Origin of the sequence: Streptomyces sp. NPDC014991 (assembly GCF_043080665.1) — a bacterium.
Classification (GTDB): Bacteria; Actinomycetota; Actinomycetes; order Streptomycetales; family Streptomycetaceae; genus Streptomyces.
Genome location: NZ_JBIBVY010000035.1, coordinates 31,617 through 52,063 on the forward strand (window position 1 = coordinate 31,617; position 20,447 = coordinate 52,063).

The following is a 20,447-nucleotide window of genomic DNA, read 5'->3' on the forward strand; positions in this document are numbered from 1 at the left end:
GATCTGATTGGATTCGCGCCGCCTCGAACCCGCCGATTGCACGGGTTCATCGGACGCTCCGGCGGCCTGTCGTCAAACGATCCTTTGAGGACAGCCAGCCTGCCGACGACGTCACCGAGGAGGTCGCCGGCAGGCTGCCCGGCGGCCGTCAGGTGTGACAGTCGCGAAGGAAGTCGCGGATGAGGACGCCCCATTCTGCAGGCTGCTCGACGAACGGCAGGTGGCCGGCTGCGACCTCGGCGTAGCGTGCTCCCGGGATGGCATCGGCGAGCTGCCGGTGGTGCTGCGGGGTGACGAGCTGGTCGAGCGTGGTGGAGATGACGAGGGTCGGCACGGTCAGCGTGGCGAGGTCGGCGCGGACATCGACGTGGTCGATGATCAGGTCGATGTGCTCCGGCGTGCCGGGCGGGATGGTGGCTGCGGTGGTCCTGAGGGCGGTGTCGAGGTCGTCCTGACCGATGGCCTCCAGAGCAGGTGCGCTGAGACCGATCAATGAGACGTAGGCGGCCAGCTGCTCCAGATCCCCGGCGCGGAGTAGGTCACGCCACAGCTTGGCAGCGAGCAGGAAGCGCGGGTTGGGATGGGCGAAGCCGGCGGTGAGGACCAGGGCGGTGACGCGGTCGGGGTGGCGGGTCGCGGCCCGGATGGCGACCGGACTGCCCAGCGAGTACCCGGCAATGGCAAAGGTGTTCATGCCTTCTTCGACGGCGGTGGCGACCAGTTCGTCGGCGAGGCCGTCGAGGGTGAGTGGTTCTTCGGAGCGTTCGGTGCGGCCGCTGCCGGGATAGTCCGGGCCGATCACGGTGTGCTCGGCGGTCAGGGTGTCCATGATGGGGCCGTAGTTGGCGTCGATGCCGCCGCCGGCGCCGTGGGCGAGAAGCAGACCGGGGCCGGTGCCGCGGACAATGCGGCCGAGCCTGGAGGCGGGCAGGGGAACGGACATCTTCGTGTCTCCTTCGGATGTACGGCAGTAGGTGATCACTGCTGGCGGGTGTGATGGTTCTGGGCAGTGACGGCCGCGATGAGCACGGCGCCAGCGGCGAGCAGGGCGCCGGTCCAGGGAAGATCGGTGAGGGACAGGCCGGTCGTGAGGGCATATCCGCCGAGCTGGGAGCCGCCGGCGACGCCGAGGTTGAACGCGGAGGCGCTGATCGCGGTGACCAGGGTGGGCGCTGCGGGTGCGGCGGCCAGAGCCCTCTCCTGCAGCAGTGGGATGAGGGCGGCGGCAACCACACCGAGGACGAGCACGGTGAAGGCCGACGTCCACTGGATGCGGCTGGTGAAGCTAAAGGCGGCGAGCACACCGGCCAGGGCGACCAGCAGCGAGCACAGTCCGGCCCACGGGGCGCGGTCGGCCAGGCGGCCGCCGAGGACATTGCCGGCTACCGCGCCCAGCCCGAACAGAGCGAGCAGGGTGGTGACGGCGGACGCGGTGAAGTCGCTGACCTGCTGCAGGAGAGGCGCGATGTAGGTGTAGGCGGTGAACAGCGCGGCCTGGGCGACCGCGATGATCGTCAGCACCAGTCCTACCCGGGGCCGGAGCAGGCCCCGCACCTCGTCCAGAGGGCGAGGGATTTCGCGCAGAGCGGGTGGCTTGACGAGCACAGTCACGCTGCAAAGGACGAGAGCGGCGAGAGCCGTGATGGCCCAGAAGGTGATGCGCCAGCCGTAGTGGTCACCGATCCAGGTGCCCAGCGGTGCACCGAGGACCGTTGCCAGATTCCAGCCGGCCGTCACGACGGCGATGGCGCGCCCACGGCGGGCCGCCGGCATCATGGCCACGGCGATCACCATCGCCGTGGCGAAGGCGGTGCTGTGGGTGAGCGCGGTCAGCATCCGGGCCGCCACCAGGGCGTTGAAGCTGCCTGCCAGGGCCGCGGCGAGGTTGCCGGCGACGAACACGCCCAGCAGCACCAGCAGTGCGTGGCGCCGCGCCAGCCGCAGCATCCCCACCGTCACCAGCGGCCCGGCGACCGTGACGACCAGGGCGTACCACGTCACCAAGGAACCTACCGTCGGCAGCGGACGGTGCCAGTCGGCCGACAGCTCCGGCAGCAGCCCGACCATGACCCACTCGGCAGTGCCCACGACGAATACACAGGCGGTCAGGACCGCCAGGGCGGCGCCGCAGTGCCGTACTGAGGGGACGGTGGTCTCGGTCTCCAGGGGCGCGGTGCTGGTATTCATGACCGGAACGCTAAAGTCTCACATCGCTGTGAGAGTCAATGCGGTGAGGTGCAGATCACATGCGCATCGGGGAGATGGTCCGCCGGACCGGGGTCAGCGAGCGGCTGCTGCGCTACTACGAGGAGCAGGGCCTGCTGGCGCCGACGAGGCTGCCGAGCGGCTATCGGGTCTACACCGACACGGACGTGGACACCGTCCGGCGCATCCGCACCCTGCTCGCCGCCGGACTTCCGACCACAACCATCGCCCAGGTCCTCCCGTGCGTCCGTGATGACGGCTCGGCCCTCGCGCCGGTGTGCTCCGACGTGGTGGCGGAGCTACGCCGCGAGCGCGAGCGCATCACCCACGCGATCAAGGACCTGCAGACGTCGCGAGGCATACTCGACACGGTCCTCGCCGCTGGCCCGGCCAACTCTGGGCAAGCGGTCCAGCCTCCCCAGCCAGCGGGTCGATGCCAACCATGATGTAGGTACGCATCAGGTTGAGCGCCGACCGGGACGCAGCGCCCTCGTGCTCACTCCTCGCCCTCTTCGTCCTCGTCCAGCTCGGGCGCATCCGGGTCGCGCAGCGGACGCAGGGCGCCGGCGGCTGGGACGCTGGCGGTGAAGCTGTAGCGGCCGAGCAGGTTCAGGTTGCGGTGCTTGAGCGGGGAGAGCCGGGCGATGTCCTCGTCACGGATCTCGTGGCCCTCGGCCTTCAGCTGGGCGACGGCGGCGTCGATGTAGCGGGTGGTCCAGAGCACGATGGCGTTGAGGACCAGGCCGAGCGCGCCGAGTTGGTCCTCCATCCCGTCGCGGTACGCCTGGTGGATGGTGCCGCGTTTGCCGTGGCACACGTCCCGGGCCGGCTTGTGGCGGGATTCCTGCACGGTGAGCTGCCGGTTCATCCGCCGCCGGTAGGTGTCGTCGACCGGGTCGACCACACGCAGCAGGTGCTCGGTCCTGGCGATCCGCCCGTACTCGGCGAACGCCGCACCCAGCGGAGTCGGGCGCCCCTCACGCCCGAACATGCGCAGTGGGTCGTAGGCGCGGACCTGGTTGGTGACCAGGGAACCGGCGACCTTCAGCATGTCCGGCCAGTGCGTGATCACCTTGTGCAGGTTCACGCGGTTGCGCGCCAGGTCCTCCACCGCGCCGTACGTGCCCGTCTCGACGCCGGGCATGGTGGCCCGCCAGAACCGCTGGTCGTCCAGGTCGCGGAACCGCGGACTGAAGTTGTAGCCGAGAATCTTGAACAGGCCAAACACCATGTCGGAGTATGAGGCGTTGTCCGTGGCCACCATCTCCGGCTTCACCCCGCCGTCCAGGTTCAGCAGCGCGTCCAGGATGTGCAGGGAGTCGCGCGGGGTGCCCGATACCACCATCTGCCCGATGCCTGCGACCTGGTCATTGACCGCGTTGAGCCAGGTGATGCCCCGCTTGAAGCCGAAGTACTTCGGCGACGGCGCCGCGCTCACGGTCCGCACAGGGACGACGAACCGCAGCCCATCCACCGAGGCAAGCAGCCCCTCGCCCCAGAACTTCACGATGGGCACGGCGGCCTGGGCCTCGATCAGCCGCGGCGATCGTGTCAGCCCGTAGGTAGTACTGGTCGACGTGCACGAGCCGGGCCCGGGTCAGTGCCTCGTAGCCGGGATCTGCCACCGGCGCCAGACCGATGCTGCACGCCTCCGACACCAGCAGCGCGACCACCGAGGTGGACAGGTCCTTCATCCGGGTGGTGCCGTCGCCGAGATGGACGAAGGCGTTGAGGAAGCCGGTCCAGGCGTGAACCTCGAACAGCAGGTCCGGCAGGTCGAACTTCGGGAGCATCTTCTCGACCCGCTTGCGCAGCCAGGTCAGGGACTTCGGCTCGCCGAGCGCGCCGAGCTTGTCGACGTTCAGCTTCACTCGCCCGTCGTCCTGCACCTCGATGGAGACCTTCGCCGCTGGCCCCGCCTCTTCCAGTCGTTCGGCGAGCTGCTTCCATCCGGCGTCCAGGCCGCGCAGCACGTCCTCCTCGACCGCGTCCCAGGCGGGCCCGCGGGTTGGACCAGCGGTGTGAGGGCGAGGCGAAGACGTCGCGGTTGTTCAGGGCCCGGTGCAGCTGCTCCAGCACGCACACCACGTACGCGTCCCGGTCCACCGCGCCCTGCGGCAGGTCGGGGTTGGCGTACACCGCCTTGCGCCACGCGGGCGGCACGAGCTTGTCGTCCACCTCGGGCGGCAGCAGAGGCTTGACCCCCACCTTGCGTCGCGCCAGCGCCGGCAGCCCGCGCACCCCGGCCAGGACCCGCTTCCCGGCGCTCGCCGCGTCCAGCGCCTTCGACTCGCCCAGCAGAGCGAGGAACGGGCGCACCGTGGCGTACCGGGTCGCCAGCGCGGCCCGCATCGCGACGTCGGTCGTGTTCTCGTCCTCAGGCACCAGGGTCACCACGGTGGCCGCGGCGCTCATCACGGCGGCGCGTGGGGCGACCTCCTCCAGAGCCACCCACAGCGCGGCCACGTCCAGATCCGCCGTGCTCCTCGACCAGCTCCAGTTCTTCGAACAGCACCTTCGCCGCCCGCGCGAGCGTGCGCGACGCCTTCTCCAGCTGCGGCAGCGTCGACAGCCGTTCCTTCTCCGTCTTCCGCTTCGCCGTGTTCAGCAGCCGGGTGGCCATGAGGACCTGGAACAGGTCCAGGGCCTCGTCGATCGCCTTCGCCTCCAGGTGCCGCATCACCGCGGTGAGCATCGCCGTGCGCTTCGGCTCCGCCGCCCGCTCCAGCAGCGGCGCCTTCGACCCCAGCGCGTACCGGGCCAGCGCCGCCATCCGGTTCGGCGGGATCTGCGACAGCCTCAGCCGCCCCAGCCGGTACGCGCCGATCTCGTCCACGCGTTCCAGCGCGCGGGCGAACGCCGTCCCGGTCGTCCGCGTCGGCGGCCGGCGCAGCCGCTCCAGCTCCGAGAACCGCGAGCCCTCCGGCGTCTTGAGCGTCGCCACCGACTCGCCGGGCAGCGCCGGGTCGGCGCGGCGGGCGGCTCCTGCGACCGTGGCGTGCAGCCGCTTCTCGGCGACCTTCCTGGCCTCCGACACCTGCCGGGCCAGCACGCTCACCCCGGGCAGCAGTACCCGGTGACGGCGCAGCCAGCCCACCGCCTGGTTGAACAGCGCCACCGGCCCTTCGGCGTGCGTCCACGCCCGCCCGTGCAGGAAGGTACGGAACCGGCGCGACCACTCCGCGTCCTCGTACTCGCGGTACTCGTAGGCGTCCCGGATCTCCCATGCGTGCTCGTACGCCGTCGGCTTGCGCTCGGTGTACCGCTTCACCGCACGAGACATCCTCGATGCCGAGCTGCGCGGCCAGGTGCTCGACCACGACCCACGGCACGTCCAGCGGGTCGTCCGGGAGGAACCGGCCGATGTAACGCACGGTGCACATCCGGAGAGCGAACCCGAGCCGACTGTGGTCCCCACGCCGCTTCGCGATCAGCTTGCGATCCTCGTCGTCCAAGAAAAAGAACCGCTCCAACTCCGGCCGGGTCGGCTCCTCGTTGAATTTGCCGTACGACGCCGCCTGCTCATCGGTCAGGAACTTACTGGCATGAACGCGACGCTATCGGCGCCTGCAGCCGCTCAGGGATCTTCTACCGAACCTTGCCGCCGGGCCTGTGGTAGGGACCATGAGCACCGGCTTAGCGTTAACCGCTGTACCGATGTTCCCCGAGGCCGATATAGGCGCCCTTGAAGCTGGGGCCGTCACGGCTGGGCGCGGGGAACGCGCTGGTGGCGTCGCTGCTGGTGCAGCTCGGGGTGGTGGCGGTGACGTGGCTCCTGGATCTGCGGCTGCCCCGGTTGGTCGGCTGAGACACGGGTGCTCGGCCGAGAGCTGAGCGGGGCAGGCCGCGCCCGGTACGTCAGCAGGGCCCGGACCACGTGTCGCGGTCCGGGCCCTGCTCCGTGCGGTGCCGCCCTGCGGTGGCGGTGCGTCAGCTCTGTGCGGTGTTGTCGCCCGTCTGCCCGGCGCCCTCGGCTGTGCCTGCCTTCTCGCGCATCTTGCGCACCAGCTCCGTCTTCTGGTCGGCGGCACCCTGGCGGTCGAGGTTGCGGTGCGGACCGTTGTTTCGCCGTTCGGCGCGGGACAGCTTCTTGCGCTGGCCGCCGCCCATGCCCACGGGGTTGTTGATGTTCTTGCTCACGGGTTCTCCCGGAATGTTGTGAAGTGATCTACGGATTCATCGGTGGGGGACGGACACGGCGACGTCGAAGGACGTCAGCAGGAGCCCATCACGCTCTCACTCGTAAATCGGCGTCTGGAAGAACATGAGCAAGACGTTACCTGGTCCCGTCGGCTCCGCATACCAAGTTTTCGCCGTCCCGGCGTCGGCCGGGCCCAGGCATCCATGCCTGCGGCGGCCAAGGGATGAAGGGGATCTGTATCGAGATCGCCGTGCAGGCGCAGCAGTACATGGTCGTCACCGACCAGGCCGTCGGTGTACGGGAGGGTGTGCGGCAGCAGGCGGGCGAAATCGTCGCAAGCCGCCCGGACGTCCACCCTGTCGAGGCCGAGCCAGACGTCCAGCGTGCCGTCCTGAACCGTCAGCTCGACGTCGATGCGGGTATCGGCCGCCTCGGCGGCTTCGGAAGACCTCCTGACACATTCGTCGCGGGCCGTGACGCCGGTGGCCGAGGCCTGATCGCGCCACCGGTCCTGCACGACGTCGCGAACGGAGGCGGCCCGCGACCCGCCGCTCGGCGCTCGCCGTACGACGTCCTCCGCGTTTCGCCGAACCACGCTCGCGCCGCAGCGGGCGCCGCCGTGCCGGCCACATGAACCAGTCCTCGGCGGCGTAGGGCCCGCACCCTATTCCACTCCCAGAAGTCGCACCACGAAGATCCTAGGAGGGCAAGTGGTCATCGACTCGAACGGCGGCGGCCTGGCCTACATGTGAACCAACTCCCAGCGCGGACGTCGGCAACGGCTCCTTCACGTCACCGTGAGACCAGACACGCTGGACCCACGGTGACGGCACCGTAGTTCATCAGGGCCGCCACGACGGCCGGACGTTGTGCAGCTCGGTCCGCAGCACGGGCGTGCCGTCGAGGGGCGCCGGGTCCTGCGTAGTCGGCTCGATACCACCAGCAGCGATCTTGTCGAGCGTCTTCAGGCCGGCTGCACCGACGGTGCCGAACACCGTGTAGTTGGGTCGCAGCGCGGAGTCGCCGTAGACGACGAAGAACTGCGAACCGTTCGTGTTCGGCCCGGCGTTGGCCATCGCCAGCAAACCGCGCCCGTAAAGGCGACGGACGCCGGTCGGATCGCTCGGTGCCGGCGGCAGGTCCACCGGCAGCTCGTCCTTGTACTCGTAACCCGGCCCACCCTCGCCGGTGCCGGTCGGGTCGCCACACTGCAGGACCTTCAGCGTCGGATACGCCGTCAGCCGATGGCACACCGTACGGTCGTAGAATCGGTGCCGCGCCAGGTGCACGAAGCTCTGGACCGTGCACGGCGCCTTCGCCCGGTCCAGACTCAGTGGGAGCGGGCCCTGGCTGGTCCGGACAGCCATACCGACCGTGCCGTGACTGGGGGTGTGCCGCGGGTCGGGCGGCAGGGGAACCCACCGCGCCGCCGGCTCGTCCGGGGTCCGGGTGTACTGGCAAGGACCGTGCGTGGTTCGCGGCGGGGCATCGTGAGCGGAGGCGGTGGTGCTGCCCCCGGACACGACCAACGCTGCTGCCGCCAATGCGGTCATGAGAGCTCGGTTCATCCTGCACACCCTCCAAATGATCACCAGACTCCGGAGCGGTCGCAGCCTAAAGCGCGGCCCGGCGAGCGAGAACCCACCCCCAAGCCAAATGCACCCTGAACTACGCGTCCCGGACGGCACCCGTTTCGACCACCATCGGTTCCCTGAACCGTCTTTCCACGAGCCGGCATGGTGGCCGCACGCATAGCCGACCCCCGAACTATGTTGCCCCGCCACATGTGCGTCTGACCTGCGGATTCCTACGGTGTGGCGACACGCAAACGTCCCCGTCACACCCCAGGAAGTGGTGCCGATGTCGTCGCCCGCAACCGCTCCACCAGCTCCGTCCAGTCTCAAGCGCATCGTCGCCGCGTCCCTCATCGGCACCACCATCGAGTGGTACGACTTCTTTCTCTACGGATCCGCCGCCGCGCTGGTGTTCAACAAGGTGTTCTTCCCGGACTCCGATCCGCTGGTCGGGACGCTGTTGTCGTTCCTGACGTACGCCGTCGGGTTCGCGGCGCGTCCGCTGGGGGCGCTCGTGTTCGGGCACTACGGTGACCGGCTGGGCCGGAAGAAGCTGCTGGTGCTCAGTCTGGTGCTGATGGGCGGGGCGACGTTCGCCATCGGGCTGCTGCCGACCCACGCGACCGTCGGCAGCGCCGCGCCCGTGCTGCTCACCGCGCTGAGGCTGGTACAGGGGTTCGCGCTCGGTGGTGAGTGGGGCGGCGCCGTGCTGCTGGTGTCGGAGCACGGGGACGCGCGGCGGCGCGGTTTCTGGGCCTCGTGGCCGCAGACCGGTGCCCCGGCGGGGCAGCTGCTGGCCACCGGTGTGCTGTCACTGCTGACCGCCGTGCTGTCCGACGACGCCTTCGGCACCTGGGGCTGGCGCATCCCGTTCCTGCTCTCCGGCGTGCTCGTCGTCGTCGGTCTGTGGATCCGGTTGTCTGTCGACGAATCCCCCGTCTTCAAGCAGGCACTGGAGCGGGCCGAGGCCCGGAAGGACGGCGGGACGGAGACGCTGCCGCTCGTCGCCGTGCTGCGCCACCACTGGCGGGACGTGCTCGTGGCGATGGGTGCGCGGATGGCGGAGAACATCAGCTACTACGTCATCACCGCGTTCATCCTCGTCTACGCCACCACCTCGGCCGGCGTCTCGAAGCAGACCGCGCTCAACGCCGTACTCGTCGCCTCCGCCGTGCACTTCGCCGTCATCCCGGCCTGGGGCGCGCTGTCGGACCGGGTGGGACGGCGGCCCGTCTACCTGTTCGGCGCGGCCGGTGTCGGCCTGTGGGCGTTCCCGTTCTTCGCACTCGTGGACACCGGGTCGTTCGGGTACCTGGTGCTGGCCGTGACCGTCGGACTCGTGCTGCACGGGGCCATGTACGCACCGCAGGCCGCGTTCTTCGCCGAGATGTTCGCCACCCGGATGCGTTACTCGGGTGCGTCCATCGGCGCCCAGTTCGCCTCGGTCGCCGCCGGTGCGCCGGCCCCCCTCATCGCGACCGCGCTGCTCTCCGACTACGACAGTTCCACTCCGATCGCCCTGTACGTGATCGCCGCCGCCGTACTGACCCTGGTCGCGGTGGCCCTCTCCCGGGAGACACGCCACCGCGACCTCACGGAGGCCGAGGGTGCGAGTGTGGGCGGGGAGGCTCCGAAGGCCGCCTCGGCCGCGCAGGCCCCTACCGTCTGACCGGGACGGCGTCCCGGGACGGCTCCGGCCGGCTTCCGTGAGGAGGCCGGTCAGGGCCGCCCCGGCGTGGCCAACCGGTGCAGTCTCAGCGCCAGTTGGATTTCCAGGGCGCGGGCCGGGGTCTGCCAGTCCGCGCCGAGCAGGCGGCCCACGCGCTCCAGCCGCTGCGCCACCGTGTTCACGTGGACGTGCAGCGCGTCCTTGGTGCGGGCCGGGCTCGTCCCGCCGGCGAAGTACGCCTCCAGGGTGCGCAGCAGTTCCGTGCCGCGCCGTCTGTCGTACGAGACCACCGGGCCGATGGTGCGGTCGACGAAGCCGGCGATGTCCCGTTCGCCCGCGAGGAGGAGGCCGAGGAAGCCGAAGTCCTCGGCCGCCGCGCCGTCACCGGCCCGGCCCAGCAGGTGCAGCGCGTCCAGGCAGCGGCGGCCCTCGGCGTAGGCGGCCGCCACCGTCTCGGGGTGCGCGGTGAGGGCGGTGACGGGTGCCGAGGCACCGACCGTGACGGGCTGGTGGACGGCCGTGCCCAGCTGGCGGGCGGCACGGCGGGCGACCTCGGTGGCGGTGTCGCCGGTGCCGAGGGGCATCAGCAGGACGGTGCCGCCGTCACGGGCGGCGGCCAGACCGTGCCGGGTGGCGGCGAGGTGGGAGGCGGCGGACCACAGCCGGCGACGTGCCGCGGCCTCCTCGTCGGCGTCGGCCGCCGGGCCGTCGAGCCGGGCGGCGAGGACGACGTGGGTGGCGTCGAGGTCGGCGTGGAGGCGGCTGGCGCGTTCGCGCAGCAGGCGCGGGTCCCGGTCGCGCGCGTCCAGCAGATCGTCGAGCAGCTCGCCGCGCACGCGTTGTTCGGCCTCGGCGGCGGAACGGCGGGCGAGCAGGAGCAGCGAGGTGACCATCGCGGCCCGTTCCAGGGTGCGTTGGTCGACCGGGTCCAGTCCGGGGTGACCGCGCAGGACCAGCGCGCCGAGGAGTTCGCCGCCGGCGGCCACCGCGGCGATCCAGTCGCTGCCGTGCCGTACGGCGTGGCCCTCGGCGCGGGATGCTTCCAGGGCCGCGGCCGGTGCCGTCTGCGCCTCGGTGAACTCCACGGTGCCGTCGAGGACCTGGGAGACGGCCGCGGCCACGTCGTGGACCCCGCCGCCGCGCAGGACGAGTTCGGCGAGCCGGTCGTGCACGTCGGAGGCGCGTTCTATGACGGCGCTGCGGTCCCGGATGATCTCGTTGGCGCGCTCCAGCCCGGCCAGGGCCGAGCGGGTCTCGGTGAGCAGGTTGGCGGTGTCGATGGCCGCTGCCGCGAGCGCGGCGAAGGAGCCGAGCAGGGCGATCTGCCCGCGTTCGAAGATGCGGGCCCGCCGGTCCGCGGCGAAGAGGACACCGATCACGTGCGGGCCCAGCATGAGGGGGACGCCGAGGATGGCGACCAGGCCCTCGTCGCGGACGCCGCCGTCGATGGCGAGGGTGTGCTGGAACCGGTCGTCCTGGAAGTAGTCGTCGGTGACGTACGGCCGCGCGGTCTGGGCGACGAGTCCGCCGAGCCCCTCCCCCATGCCGAGGCGCAGCTGCTGGAAGCGGGCGGAGACGGAGCCCTCCGTGACCCGCATGTAGGTGTCGCCGCGTGCCGGGTCGTTGAGGCTCAGGTAGGCGATGTCGGTGCCGAGCAGGGAGCGGGCGCGCTGCACGATCGCCTGGAGGACGGCGTCCAGGTCGCGGAGACCGGCGAGGTCGTGGGCGGTCTCGAACAGCGCGGACAGCTCCGCCTCGCGGCGCCGGCGCCCTTCCAGTTCCGCGCGCACGCGCAGGGCGAGCAGTCTGGCCTCTTCGAGCGCGGCGATCCGGCCGGCCGGCTCGCCCTCGGCTCGGGCGAGCAGCACGGGCTGCTCGTAGGCCTCCGCGGAGGCGTCGCGGGCCAGCAGGTCGAGGTACGGGACCTCGGCGCTGCCGCTGGGTGCCGGCTGGAGGTGTTCGCGGGACATGGTCACAGGATTCCGTATCGGCCGCCCGGCCCGGCAGCCCTGTGGACAACTGCCGGATCCGGTGCGGCCGGGCTGGTTAGTGGGCTGTCCACCCGCCGTCCAGGACGAGGGAGGTACCGGTGACGAAGGACGCCTGGGGGCTGCACAGGTAGGCCACCGCCTCGGCGACCTCTTCGGGTTCGATGAGCCGCTGTACCGCGCTGTCCTTCAGCAGGACCTCGGACAGCACGCGCTCCTCGGGGATGCCGTGCGCCTGGGCCTGGTCGGCGATCTGCTTCTCGACCAGTGGGGTGCGCACATAGGCCGGATTGACACAGTTGGAGGTCACTCCGTGGGCAGCGCCTTCCAGCGCGGCCGTCTTGGACAGTCCTTCTAGGCCATGTTTGGCGGCCACATAGGCGGACTTGAAGGCCGAGGCACGCAGACCATGGACGGAGGACACGTTGACGACCCGGCCCCAGCCCTGCGCGTACATGTGCGGGAGGGCGCCGCGGATGAGGCGGAACGGTGCCTCCAGCATCACGGTCAGCACCGTGTGGAACACCTCGGGCGGGAACTCCTCGATCGGGCGCACGAGTTGCAGCCCGGCGTTGTTGACCAGCACATCGGTTCCGGCGGCGGCGCGTTCGGCTGCGTCCAGGTCGGTGAGGTCCACGACCCGCGGTACGACGGTTCCCGCGAGGCCGCCGGCCCGCTGCCCGGCGGCCCGTTCCGCCTGTGCGGCCAGCTCGGCCAGGCCGGCGGCGTCCCGGTCGACGGCGCGCACCTCGGCCCCGGCGGCGGCGAGCCGCAGCGCGCAGGCGCGGCCGATGCCGCTGGCGGCACCGGTGACCAGAGCGGTACGGCCGCCGAGGTCGAGGGCGAGGGGCTGGACACGAGGGCCGGGGCCGGGCAGGGGGGTGGGCGAGGTCATGTGCCGACCCTAAGCGGAACCCAACGGTCACCACATGTGGCGACGCCCCATACTTCAACCGACAGTCGTAGGGTCGAACCATGTGGGCGCGTCGGACATGGCCTGCTTGATCCGGAAGAGCCCGAACTCGTCGAGCGGGGGCAGTGCGTCCACGGAGAACCAGCCGACGTCCAGCGACTCGTCGTCGTTGACGCGGGCCTCTCCGCCCACCGCCCGGCAGCGAATGGTGATGTCCATGTACTGGCAGGTGTCGCCGTTGGGGTAGGTGACCGGTTCCAGTGCCTGGACCAGCACGACCCGTTCGGCGACGCAGTGCACCGCCGTCTCCTCGAAGACCTCGCGCACGGCACAGGCGGCGGGCTGCTCACCCGGCTCCGGGATGCCTCCGATCACCGACCACTTGCGCGTGTCGGTCCGCCGGCCGAGCAGCACGCGGCCCTCGTCGTCGAAGACGATCGCGCTGACCCCGGGCAGCCAGAGCAGTTGCTGACCGGCGGAGGCCCGTAGGGTGCGGATGAAATCAGGAGTAGCCATGATCCGACCCTAGTGGGGCCGACCCCAGCGGGGCCGGTCCCCCGTCCCCGGTCACTCCTGCCCGCTCACCGCCACTCCTGCCCGCTCCCCGGGGCGTACCTGCGGTCCTGGTAACGGTCCGTACGGCCGGTGTCCGGCGGTCGTGGTCGTACGGCGGCCGTTCGGCGAGTGCCGGCCGCCCTCCGACGGCCGTACGGCTACGCGGCGCCGGCGCGCCGGGCGCGCAGGCCGGACCCGACCGCCCAGCCGATCCCGCCCGCCGCGACCAGCACCAGCGCCATCTCCGGAAGGATGCCCAGCTTCGTCGCGGGGGTCGTGGAGGTGCGCAGCGGTACCTTCTGGACGAGGTAGGCGGGCACGAACATGCCGGTCTTCTGAGTGATCCGCCCATCCGGCATGATCATCGCACTCACCCCACTGGTCACCGGCACGGTCACCGTGCGGCTGTGCTCCACGGCGCGGATGCGGGACATGGCGAGCTGCTGGTAGGTCATCTCGCTGCGGTCGAAGGTGGCGTTGTTGCTCGGCACGGAGATCATCTGTGCGCCGTGCGTCACCGTGTCCCGTACGGCCCAGTCGAAGGCGGCCTCGTAGCAGGTGGCCAGGCCGACCTTGACGCCGTCGAAGTCGAACACGCCCGGCTTGCGGCCCGGGCTGATGTCCTGGTGGACCATGCTGGTCCAGTTCGAGTTGATCGCGCCGATGAACGAGCGCAGCGGAAGGTACTCGCCGAAGGGCTGGATCTGCCGCTTGTCGTAGGTCTGCGTGGGGCCCTTGACCGGGTCCCAGAGGATCTGCTCGTTGAGCAGTTCGCCGTCCCGCTCCACCACACCGCCGACGGAGACGGGGACGCCGATGTCCTTCGCCGCCTGCTCGATGACGAGGGCGGCGTCGGGATACTCGAAGGGATCGATGTCGGAGGAGTTCTCCGGCCACAGGACGAAGTCAGGCCTCGCGGCCCTGCCGGCCCTGACGTCGACGGCCAGCTTGTGCGTCTCGCGCGCGTGGTAGTCGAGCACGGCCCGCCGCTGGGCGTTGAACTCGAGTCCGGAGCGCGGCACGTTGCCCTGGATGACCGCCACGGTGGCCGTGCCCTTCTCCGCGCTGTCGCTCACCAGCGCGCGGGCGGCGATCGCGCCGGCCACAGGTACGGCGACGCTCAGCAGCGCGGCGGTCGCGGCGACGCGCCGCACGACCCGGGTCCGGGGCCGCTCGGCGATCAGCCGCCCCGCCTCGTACAGGCCGAATCCGCACAGTACGACCGCGAACCCGAGCACCGGGCTGCCGCCCACCGCGGCGAGCGGCAGGAAGACGCCGTCCGCCTGACCGAACGCGATCTTGCCCCAGGGGAAGCCGCGGAAGGGCACGCGCGCGCGTACCGCTTCGCCGGCGATCCACATGGCGGCGGCCCACACCGGCCAGACCGGCAGCCTGGAGACGGCGGCGACCCCCACGGCGACCAGGGCGACGAAGACCGCTTCCACGGCGGCCAGGGCCAGCCAGGGCACCGGCCCGACCTCCACACCGGTCCACACCAGCAGCGGCAGCAGGAAGCCGAGCCCGAAGAGGTAGCCGAGCCCCAGGGCCGCCTTCCAGGTCCGGCCGCGCAACACCCAGCCGAGGCCGGCGAAGGCGGGCAGGGCCAGCCACCACAGAGTGCGCGGCGGGAAGCTGACGTAGAGCAGCACCCCGCAGAGCGCGGAGGCGGCGGCCGGGACCAGGCGCAGCAGCCGGCCGCCGCGCGCGCCGGGCGCGGGCTGCGGCTGGAGCTGGTCCGGCTGGTCCACGGAAGTTGCGGTGACGGTCACCCGGGTGAGTGTACGGCGGGCGACATCACCGCCGACAGCGCGGTTCGGTGCCGGTGACCCGGCGGTTGTCGCTGGTCGGTGCCATCTGCCGCGCAATGGCGGTCCGGTCGGCCGGCCCCGCGACCGTGCCGCCGGCCGAGGTCGGTGGCCTCCGCCCGTGCGGGTCGGAAGGGCGGCACGGGACCGGTGGGCTGCACGGCGTTTCTGTGGGGACTCGTCCCCGAATCGCCTCTCAGCCGTTACGGTGTGCCCAGCCTCGGCGGCGCGGCCGGACCGGCCCGCCGCCGTGGCCTGCCACAGCTCGGGGACGGGGTACGAGGGGCGAGGGGTGGGGTCGACGGGAACGGGATCCGCGGCCGGTACGTACGGCGTGGACGTCCGCGACATACGAAGAAGCGCTTCCGACGGGACGGGAATGGCCCTGTTGGGAGCCTGCGCGGGGTGGTCGCTGATCACCGCGGCGGCCCACGACGGGCGACCCGAGGGCACGCTGCTCGCGGTACTCGCCGTGGCCGCCTGCTACGCCACGGGACGGGTCACCGGGGCGCTGCTGCCGGTGGCCGCGCCCTGCGCCGGCGCGGTGGCCGGGCTCGTGCTGGCGGTGGCACTGCCCGGGCTGTCCCCCGGTCCCTGGTACACCGCCCCGCTCGGGCACGCCGGTGCCACGGCCGCCCTCCTGGCGCTGGCCGCCGGGGCCGCGTGTTGTGCGGCCTGGGCGACGGCCGTACCGGTACGGCGGCTGGGGCTGTGGGCGCTGGCCTGCACGGTCGTGCCGGCCGGGGCCGTGCTGGGGTCGGTGGCCGGAAGCGCGGCCGGCGCGGTGGTCCTGGCGTGTTCGCTGGCCGCGGGCTCGGCGCACCGCCGGGGCGCGTGGCTGGTGGGGTACGCCGTCGCGGCGGCCTTGGTGGCGGGCACGGTGTGGGCGGTCGCCGCGGACGCGCTGCCCGACGGCCTCGCCGGGGTGCTGGAGGAGCGGTTGACGCCGCACCGGGTGCGGCTGTGGCGGGACGCGCTGCACCTGGCGGGCGGGTACGGCGTCCTGGGTGCCGGTCCCGGCCGGTTCGGAGCTTCGGTCCGGCCGACGCCGCTGCTGTCGGCCGACGGCACACCGCACTCGGCTCCGCTCCAGCAGGCGGCGGAGCAGGGTCCGGTCGGACTGTTCCTGCTGGCCGCGGTGTTCTGCTGGCTGCTGTACGCGCTGTGGCGCACCCCTCGCTCCACGCCGGTCGCGCTGACCGCGGCCGTGACCCTGACGGTGCTGGCCGCCCTCGCCTCGGTGGGCAACGCGCTGAGCTTCACGGCGGTGACGGCGGGCGCGGGGCTGCTGGCGGGATGGGCGACGGCCCGGCCGTGGGCGGGCGCCGGGGCGACGCCGCCGCTCTGAACGGCCCGCGGGCGATCCGTTCGGGCACCGCGCCCGCCGCCGCTTCCTGCGCGTGCCGACCGCCCGTCCGGGTGAGTCCGCGTGCCGGCCGTTCGTCCTTGCAATACGGAGCCCGGCAAGGTCGCGTACGGCCCGGACGTGGCCCGGTACGGCTCGGCGGACCCGCTCGGGACGGGTCAGCGAGCCGGTCCCGGTGTGATCGTCCGCAGTCGGTCCCTGATGACCCGTACGGCTGATTCCGCGTCGTCCACGGTGATGGTGAACGTGTGGCCGTCCCACAGGCGCAGCACGATGCCCTCGCCGCGGCGCACGACGACCGCGGTGCCCATCTCGGGGCGCCAGCGGTATCCCCAGCCGCCCCACTGCCGGGGGGTGACGAGGGCGGCGAAGTCCGCGCCGGCCACGGCGGAGAGCGGGATGCGGCGGCGCGGCAGCCCTATGTGGCCGCAGCGCACTTCCAGGCATTCCCTGTCGAGTTTGAGGTCGACGTGCACGAAGGCGAGCGTGCCGAAGATGACGAGCAGGCCGGCGGCGATGCAGCCCACGACGGACATCGCGAGCGCGGCGACGCCGGAGTTCCAGGCCGAGTCGACAGCCAGCTCGATGCCGAGTGCCAGGCAGGCGGCGCCGACCAGCGCCAGCAGCCACTGGACGCGATTGGTGGCGCGCCCGGTCCAGACGTCGGGCTGGGGGCCCTCGTCGGCGTGGGGGTGGTCCCTCATGTTCACGAGGTTACTCAGGTTTCGCTGAGGTGGTACCCGCTCGCGGAGGGTGACCGCTCGGCGCGGCCCGCACCGGGCTCAGGTGCGATGCGCACCGGCCTCGGCGCGACCGCACAGGCCTCGGCGCTGCCCGGAGGCTGTTTCACACACCCCGGGACGGATTCGTGTGGCCCGCGGACCGCCTCACGCGGCCCGGAGACGGATTCGTACGCCTCAGTGACAGATGCGTACGGCCCGGACAGGGCGTCGGCCGCCGGGGGCGGGCGTCACTCCGGGCGTGTCACCTGTGGTCGGCGACCGCGCCGACGGGCGGCAGCAGTCGCCCTTCGGCGTAGTGCAGCGCGGACGTGGGCAGCCGGTCGCTCTGCCGGCCGCTCAGCAGGACCGTGAGAGTGCCGTCGGCGGACGCCTCGGGCGCGGGCTCCTCACCGAGACGACGCAGGGCCTGGGCGGCCACCGCGCCGGCGGAGCCGTGCAGGACGAGCGGGGCGGCGACGGGCCGCTGGAGGGAGGTGCGGATACGTTCCGCCACCAGTTCGTAATGGGTGCAGCCAAGGACGACGGTCGTCACATCGTCGGGGGTGAGCCGGGCTGCCGCGGCGACGGCAGCGTCGATGGCCGTCTCGTCCGCCCGTTCGACGGCCTCGGCGAGACCCCAGCAGGGCACCTCGGTCACCCGGACGTCGCCGGCGAACGCCTCGATGAGTCCGCGCTGGTAGGCGCTGCCCGTGGTGGCGGGGGTCGCCCAGATCGCGACGGGGCCGCCGCCGGCCGCGGCCGGCTTGATGGCCGGGACCGTGCCGATGACCGGTATGCCGGGCTCCAGACGGGCCCGCAGCGTCGGCAGGGCGTGCACCGTGGCGGTGTTGCAGCCGATGATCAGCGCGTCGGGCCGGTGGGCCGCGGCGGCCTCGGCGACGGCCAGTGCGCGCCGGGTGAGGTCCTCGGGGGTGCGCGGTCCCCATGGCATGCCGTCGGGGTCCAGGGAGAGCACGAGATCCGCGTCGGGCCGCAGGCGCCGTACCGCTGCGGTGGCCGCCAGCAGGCCGATTCCGGAGTCCATGAGCGCGATCTTCACCCGGCCACGATAGACGATGCGCTCTTGTGAGCCTGTCCGGTGGGGCAGACTGCGGCCGTGAGCACCTTCCTGTGGATCACCGTCGTGTCGCTGGCCGCCTGGTGCTGGCTGCTGCTCGGCCAGGGCTTCTTCTGGCGCACGGACGTCCGGTTGCCGCGGCGCCGGGAACCGGACGCGTGGCCGCCGGTCTGTGTGGTCGTACCGGCCCGCGACGAGGCCGAGGTGCTGCCCGCCGCCCTGCCGTCCCTGCTGGCGCAGGACTATCCGGGGCGGGCCGAGGTCTTCCTGGTGGACGACGGGAGCACGGACGGCACCGGAGACCTCGCCCGCGAACTGTCCCGGCGGCACGGCGGACTGCCGCTGACCGTCGGGTCGCCCGGTGAGCCGCCGGCCGGCTGGACGGGCAAGCTGTGGGCGCTGCGGTACGGCATCGGGCTGGCACGCGCGCGTGAGCCCGCTTATCTGCTGCTGACGGACGCGGACATCGCGCACGCCCCCGACAGCCTGCGCGAGCTGGTCGCGGCGGCCCGGACCGGCGGCTTCGACGTGGTGTCGCAGATGGCGAGGCTGCGGGTGGAGAGTGCGTGGGAGCGGCTCGTGGTCCCGGCGTTCGTCTACTTCTTCGCCCAGCTGTACCCCTTCCGGTGGATCGGCCGGGAGGGATCGCGTACGGCCGCGGCGGCGGGCGGCTGTGTCCTGCTCCGGGCGGGCACGGTGGACGAGGCCCGCGTCCCGGACGCGATCCGGCATGCCGTCATCGACGACGTCGCGCTCGCGCGCGCGGTGAAGCACGCCGGTGGCCGTGTGTGGCTGGGGCTGGCCGACCGGGTGGACAGCGTGCGCCCCTATCCGCGGCTGCACGACCTGTGGCGGATGGTCGCGCGCAGTGCCTACGCCCAGCTGCGGCACCGCCCGCTGCTGCTCCTCGGTACGGTCGCCGGACTCGCCCTGGTGTACCTGGTGCCGCCCGCCGCGGTCGTCGCGGGCGTGGCGGGCGGCAGTACGGCGACGGCGGCCACGGGCGGGCTGGCGTGGGCGGTGATGGCGGGCACGTACGTGCCGATGCTGCGCTACTACCGGCAGCCGCTGTGGCTCGCTCCGCTGCTGCCGTTCACCGCGTTCCTGTACCTGCTGATGACGGTCGACTCCGCGGTGCGGCACCACCGCGGGCGCGGAGCGGCCTGGAAGGGCCGCACCTACGTCCGCCCGGACGCCGTGCCCGACGAGGGCTGAGCCCGCTCACTTGCGGCCCGGCGTCCAGTTCATGCCCCACCCGTAGGCCTGGTCCATGGTCCGCTGCGGGCTCACGCCGCGCTCCGGCACCAGGTACCGCGCCTCGCGCTGGACGACGAGGTCGCCGCCGGTGTTGGTGATCAGGGCGAGCGCGCACACCGGGGAGGGGACGGTGCACTCGTCCAGGGAGAACTCGACGGGGGCGCCGTACTGCGGCTGGAGGGTGACGGTGGCGTGCAGGTCGGCGAATGACCTGGCGCCTTCGTAGATGGTGACGAAGACGAGGACCCGCCGGAAGTCCCGCGTGTGGTCGAGGTTGACGGAGAGGTTCTCGCCACTCGCCATGGCTCCGGTGCGGTCGTCGGCGTCGAGGTGGATGTACGGCGGCCGGTGGAGCGAGCCGAAGGCGTTGCCGAGGGCCTGGACGACTCCCTTGCGGCCGTCGGCGAGTTCGTACAGGGCGCCCAGGTCGAGGTCGAGGTTCGGGCCGCCGCCCCACCGGCCGATGCGGCCCGGGGACTGTTTGCGCACCTGCCAGTTGAGGTTCACCCGCAGGGTTCCGGAGCTGCCGCCCTGCTTGGCCAGCGAGACGGAAGGGGCCGCCTTGGTGAGGGTGACCTTGGACAGGCGGACCGGCTGGGCGGCGGGCGCGGGGGGAGCAGCGGGTGGAGCAGCGGGCGGCGGCATGGTCGCGGGCGCCGGAGCGGGAGGGGGCGGCGGGGCCAGGGGGGCCGTCGTCGGAGCCGGGGCCGTCGCCGGCGCGGCGTGCTGCGGCTCGTCCACGGTGATGCCGAAGTCCGTTGCCAGGCCCTCGAGTCCGCTGCCGTAACCCTGGCCGACGGCACGGAACTTCCAGCCACCCTGGCGGCGGTAGAGCTCACCGAGCACGAAGGCCGTCTCCACGGTCGCGCCGGGGGTGTCGAAGCGGGCGACGACCTGGCCGGAGGTCGCGTCGGTGACCTCGATGTAGAGGCCGGGGACCTGCCCGAACGTCCCGCTGTCCGTGGAGGCGGCGAGGACGATGCGTTCGATGGCGCCCTCCACGCGCGCGAGATCGACGACAAGGGTGTCGGTGACGCGTCCGCCGGCCGTCCGCTTGCCCTCGTGGCGGACCGCGCCCGAGGGGTTGTCTTCAATTGTCACGCCCACATCAGGAGCGATGCGAGGGCGACGGCTGCCTGGTAGGACTCGGCGGTCTTGTCGTAGCGGGTCGCGA

Annotated in this window: 17 protein-coding genes and 1 pseudogene; 6 read left to right on the forward strand and 12 right to left on the reverse strand. The window is 72.1% G+C overall.

Annotated features, from left to right (window positions below; all coding sequences use genetic code 11):
* Positions 1-148 precede the first annotated feature (148 nt).
* Complete coding sequence (locus ACF1BE_RS33685) at positions 149-943, reverse strand: alpha/beta fold hydrolase (RefSeq protein WP_392202798.1); 795 nt, start codon at positions 941-943, stop codon at positions 149-151.
* A 35-nt stretch (positions 944-978) separates the two neighbouring features.
* Complete coding sequence (locus tag ACF1BE_RS33690) at positions 979-2,187, reverse strand: MFS transporter (RefSeq protein ID WP_392202799.1); 1,209 nt, start codon at positions 2,185-2,187, stop codon at positions 979-981.
* 59 nt (positions 2,188-2,246) lie between these two features.
* On the opposite strand from ACF1BE_RS33690, the gene ACF1BE_RS33695 reads away from it, so the two are divergent.
* Positions 2,247-2,651, forward strand: coding sequence for a MerR family transcriptional regulator (locus tag ACF1BE_RS33695; protein WP_392202800.1), 405 nt, complete (start codon positions 2,247-2,249; stop codon positions 2,649-2,651).
* A 50-nt stretch (positions 2,652-2,701) separates the two neighbouring features.
* Here the strand turns inward: ACF1BE_RS33695 and ACF1BE_RS33700 are convergent.
* A pseudogene (locus ACF1BE_RS33700) lies at positions 2,702-5,738 on the reverse strand (Tn3 family transposase).
* A 152-nt stretch (positions 5,739-5,890) separates the two neighbouring features.
* Here ACF1BE_RS33700 and ACF1BE_RS33705 point away from each other — a divergent pair.
* Positions 5,891-6,013 carry a hypothetical protein gene (locus ACF1BE_RS33705; RefSeq protein WP_392202801.1) on the forward strand — a complete coding sequence of 41 codons (123 nt, stop codon included), beginning with the start codon at positions 5,891-5,893 and terminating at the stop codon, positions 6,011-6,013.
* Between the two features lie 122 nt (positions 6,014-6,135).
* On the opposite strand, the gene ACF1BE_RS33710 is transcribed toward ACF1BE_RS33705, so the two are convergent.
* The gene (locus ACF1BE_RS33710) at positions 6,136-6,345 is read right to left on the reverse strand and encodes a DUF6243 family protein (protein WP_392202802.1); all 210 of its coding nucleotides are present in this window, start codon (positions 6,343-6,345) and stop codon (positions 6,136-6,138) included.
* 251 nt (positions 6,346-6,596) lie between these two features.
* On the opposite strand from ACF1BE_RS33710, the gene ACF1BE_RS33715 reads away from it, so the two are divergent.
* A complete protein-coding gene (locus tag ACF1BE_RS33715) occupies positions 6,597-6,980 on the forward strand; it encodes a hypothetical protein (protein WP_392202803.1) in 384 nt (127 codons plus the stop codon).
* A gap of 208 nt (positions 6,981-7,188) precedes the next feature.
* Here the strand turns inward: ACF1BE_RS33715 and ACF1BE_RS33720 are convergent, their stop codons facing one another.
* A complete protein-coding gene (locus ACF1BE_RS33720; protein WP_392202804.1) occupies positions 7,189-7,713 on the reverse strand; it encodes a peptidylprolyl isomerase in 525 nt (174 codons plus the stop codon).
* 493 nt (positions 7,714-8,206) lie between these two features.
* On the opposite strand from ACF1BE_RS33720, the gene ACF1BE_RS33725 reads away from it, so the two are divergent.
* Entirely contained in the window at positions 8,207-9,589 is a 1,383-nt protein-coding gene (locus ACF1BE_RS33725) for an MFS transporter (protein ID WP_392202805.1), read from the forward strand.
* A gap of 50 nt (positions 9,590-9,639) precedes the next feature.
* Here ACF1BE_RS33725 and ACF1BE_RS33730 read toward each other — a convergent pair whose 3' ends face one another.
* The 4 genes from ACF1BE_RS33730 to lnt form a co-directional block, all read right to left on the reverse strand.
* Entirely contained in the window at positions 9,640-11,559 is a 1,920-nt protein-coding gene (locus ACF1BE_RS33730) for a helix-turn-helix domain-containing protein (RefSeq protein WP_392202806.1), read from the reverse strand.
* Positions 11,560-11,635: 76 nt separating this feature from the next.
* The gene (locus tag ACF1BE_RS33735) at positions 11,636-12,472 is read right to left on the reverse strand and encodes a 3-hydroxybutyrate dehydrogenase (protein ID WP_392202807.1); all 837 of its coding nucleotides are present in this window, start codon (positions 12,470-12,472) and stop codon (positions 11,636-11,638) included.
* 54 nt (positions 12,473-12,526) lie between these two features.
* Entirely contained in the window at positions 12,527-13,006 is a 480-nt protein-coding gene (locus ACF1BE_RS33740) for an NUDIX domain-containing protein (protein WP_392202808.1), read from the reverse strand.
* A gap of 197 nt (positions 13,007-13,203) precedes the next feature.
* Complete coding sequence (gene lnt, locus ACF1BE_RS33745) at positions 13,204-14,814, reverse strand: apolipoprotein N-acyltransferase (protein ID WP_392202809.1); 1,611 nt, start codon at positions 14,812-14,814, stop codon at positions 13,204-13,206.
* 415 nt (positions 14,815-15,229) lie between these two features.
* On the opposite strand from lnt, the gene ACF1BE_RS33750 reads away from it, so the two are divergent.
* Positions 15,230-16,198 (forward strand): O-antigen ligase family protein, encoded by a 969-nt coding sequence (locus tag ACF1BE_RS33750; RefSeq protein WP_392202810.1) that lies wholly within the window; start codon positions 15,230-15,232, stop codon positions 16,196-16,198.
* Between the two features lie 176 nt (positions 16,199-16,374).
* Here the strand turns inward: ACF1BE_RS33750 and ACF1BE_RS33755 are convergent, their stop codons facing one another.
* Together ACF1BE_RS33755 and ACF1BE_RS33760 are read right to left on the reverse strand one after the other, a co-directional pair.
* Positions 16,375-16,920 (reverse strand): hypothetical protein, encoded by a 546-nt coding sequence (locus tag ACF1BE_RS33755; protein WP_392202811.1) that lies wholly within the window; start codon positions 16,918-16,920, stop codon positions 16,375-16,377.
* A 280-nt stretch (positions 16,921-17,200) separates the two neighbouring features.
* Positions 17,201-17,998 (reverse strand): glutamate racemase, encoded by a 798-nt coding sequence (locus tag ACF1BE_RS33760; protein ID WP_392202812.1) that lies wholly within the window; start codon positions 17,996-17,998, stop codon positions 17,201-17,203.
* A 39-nt stretch (positions 17,999-18,037) separates the two neighbouring features.
* On the opposite strand from ACF1BE_RS33760, the gene ACF1BE_RS33765 reads away from it, so the two are divergent.
* The gene (locus ACF1BE_RS33765; RefSeq protein ID WP_392202813.1) at positions 18,038-19,231 is read left to right on the forward strand and encodes a glycosyltransferase; all 1,194 of its coding nucleotides are present in this window, start codon (positions 18,038-18,040) and stop codon (positions 19,229-19,231) included.
* A 6-nt stretch (positions 19,232-19,237) separates the two neighbouring features.
* On the opposite strand, the gene ACF1BE_RS33770 is transcribed toward ACF1BE_RS33765, so the two are convergent.
* Complete coding sequence (locus ACF1BE_RS33770) at positions 19,238-20,374, reverse strand: TerD family protein (protein ID WP_392202814.1); 1,137 nt, start codon at positions 20,372-20,374, stop codon at positions 19,238-19,240.
* Between the last annotated feature and the right edge of the window lie 73 nt (positions 20,375-20,447).

Bases quoted from the DNA above. Each gene is read 5' to 3' on its own strand.
- ACF1BE_RS33685 (WP_392202798.1), bottom strand. From the start codon at position 943: ATGTCCGTTCCCCTGCCCGCCTCCAGGCTCGGCCGCATTGTCCGCGGC.
- ACF1BE_RS33690 (WP_392202799.1), bottom strand. From the start codon at position 2,187: ATGAATACCAGCACCGCGCCCCTGGAGACCGAGACCACCGTCCCCTCA.
- ACF1BE_RS33695 (WP_392202800.1), top strand. From the start codon at position 2,247: ATGCGCATCGGGGAGATGGTCCGCCGGACCGGGGTCAGCGAGCGGCTG.
- ACF1BE_RS33720 (WP_392202804.1), bottom strand. From the start codon at position 7,713: ATGGCTGTCCGGACCAGCCAGGGCCCGCTCCCACTGAGTCTGGACCGG.
- ACF1BE_RS33725 (WP_392202805.1), top strand. From the start codon at position 8,207: ATGTCGTCGCCCGCAACCGCTCCACCAGCTCCGTCCAGTCTCAAGCGC.
- ACF1BE_RS33730 (WP_392202806.1), bottom strand. From the start codon at position 11,559: ATGTCCCGCGAACACCTCCAGCCGGCACCCAGCGGCAGCGCCGAGGTC.
- ACF1BE_RS33735 (WP_392202807.1), bottom strand. From the start codon at position 12,472: ATGACCTCGCCCACCCCCCTGCCCGGCCCCGGCCCTCGTGTCCAGCCC.
- ACF1BE_RS33740 (WP_392202808.1), bottom strand. From the start codon at position 13,006: ATGGCTACTCCTGATTTCATCCGCACCCTACGGGCCTCCGCCGGTCAG.
- ACF1BE_RS33750 (WP_392202810.1), top strand. From the start codon at position 15,230: ATGGCCCTGTTGGGAGCCTGCGCGGGGTGGTCGCTGATCACCGCGGCG.
- ACF1BE_RS33755 (WP_392202811.1), bottom strand. From the start codon at position 16,920: ATGAGGGACCACCCCCACGCCGACGAGGGCCCCCAGCCCGACGTCTGG.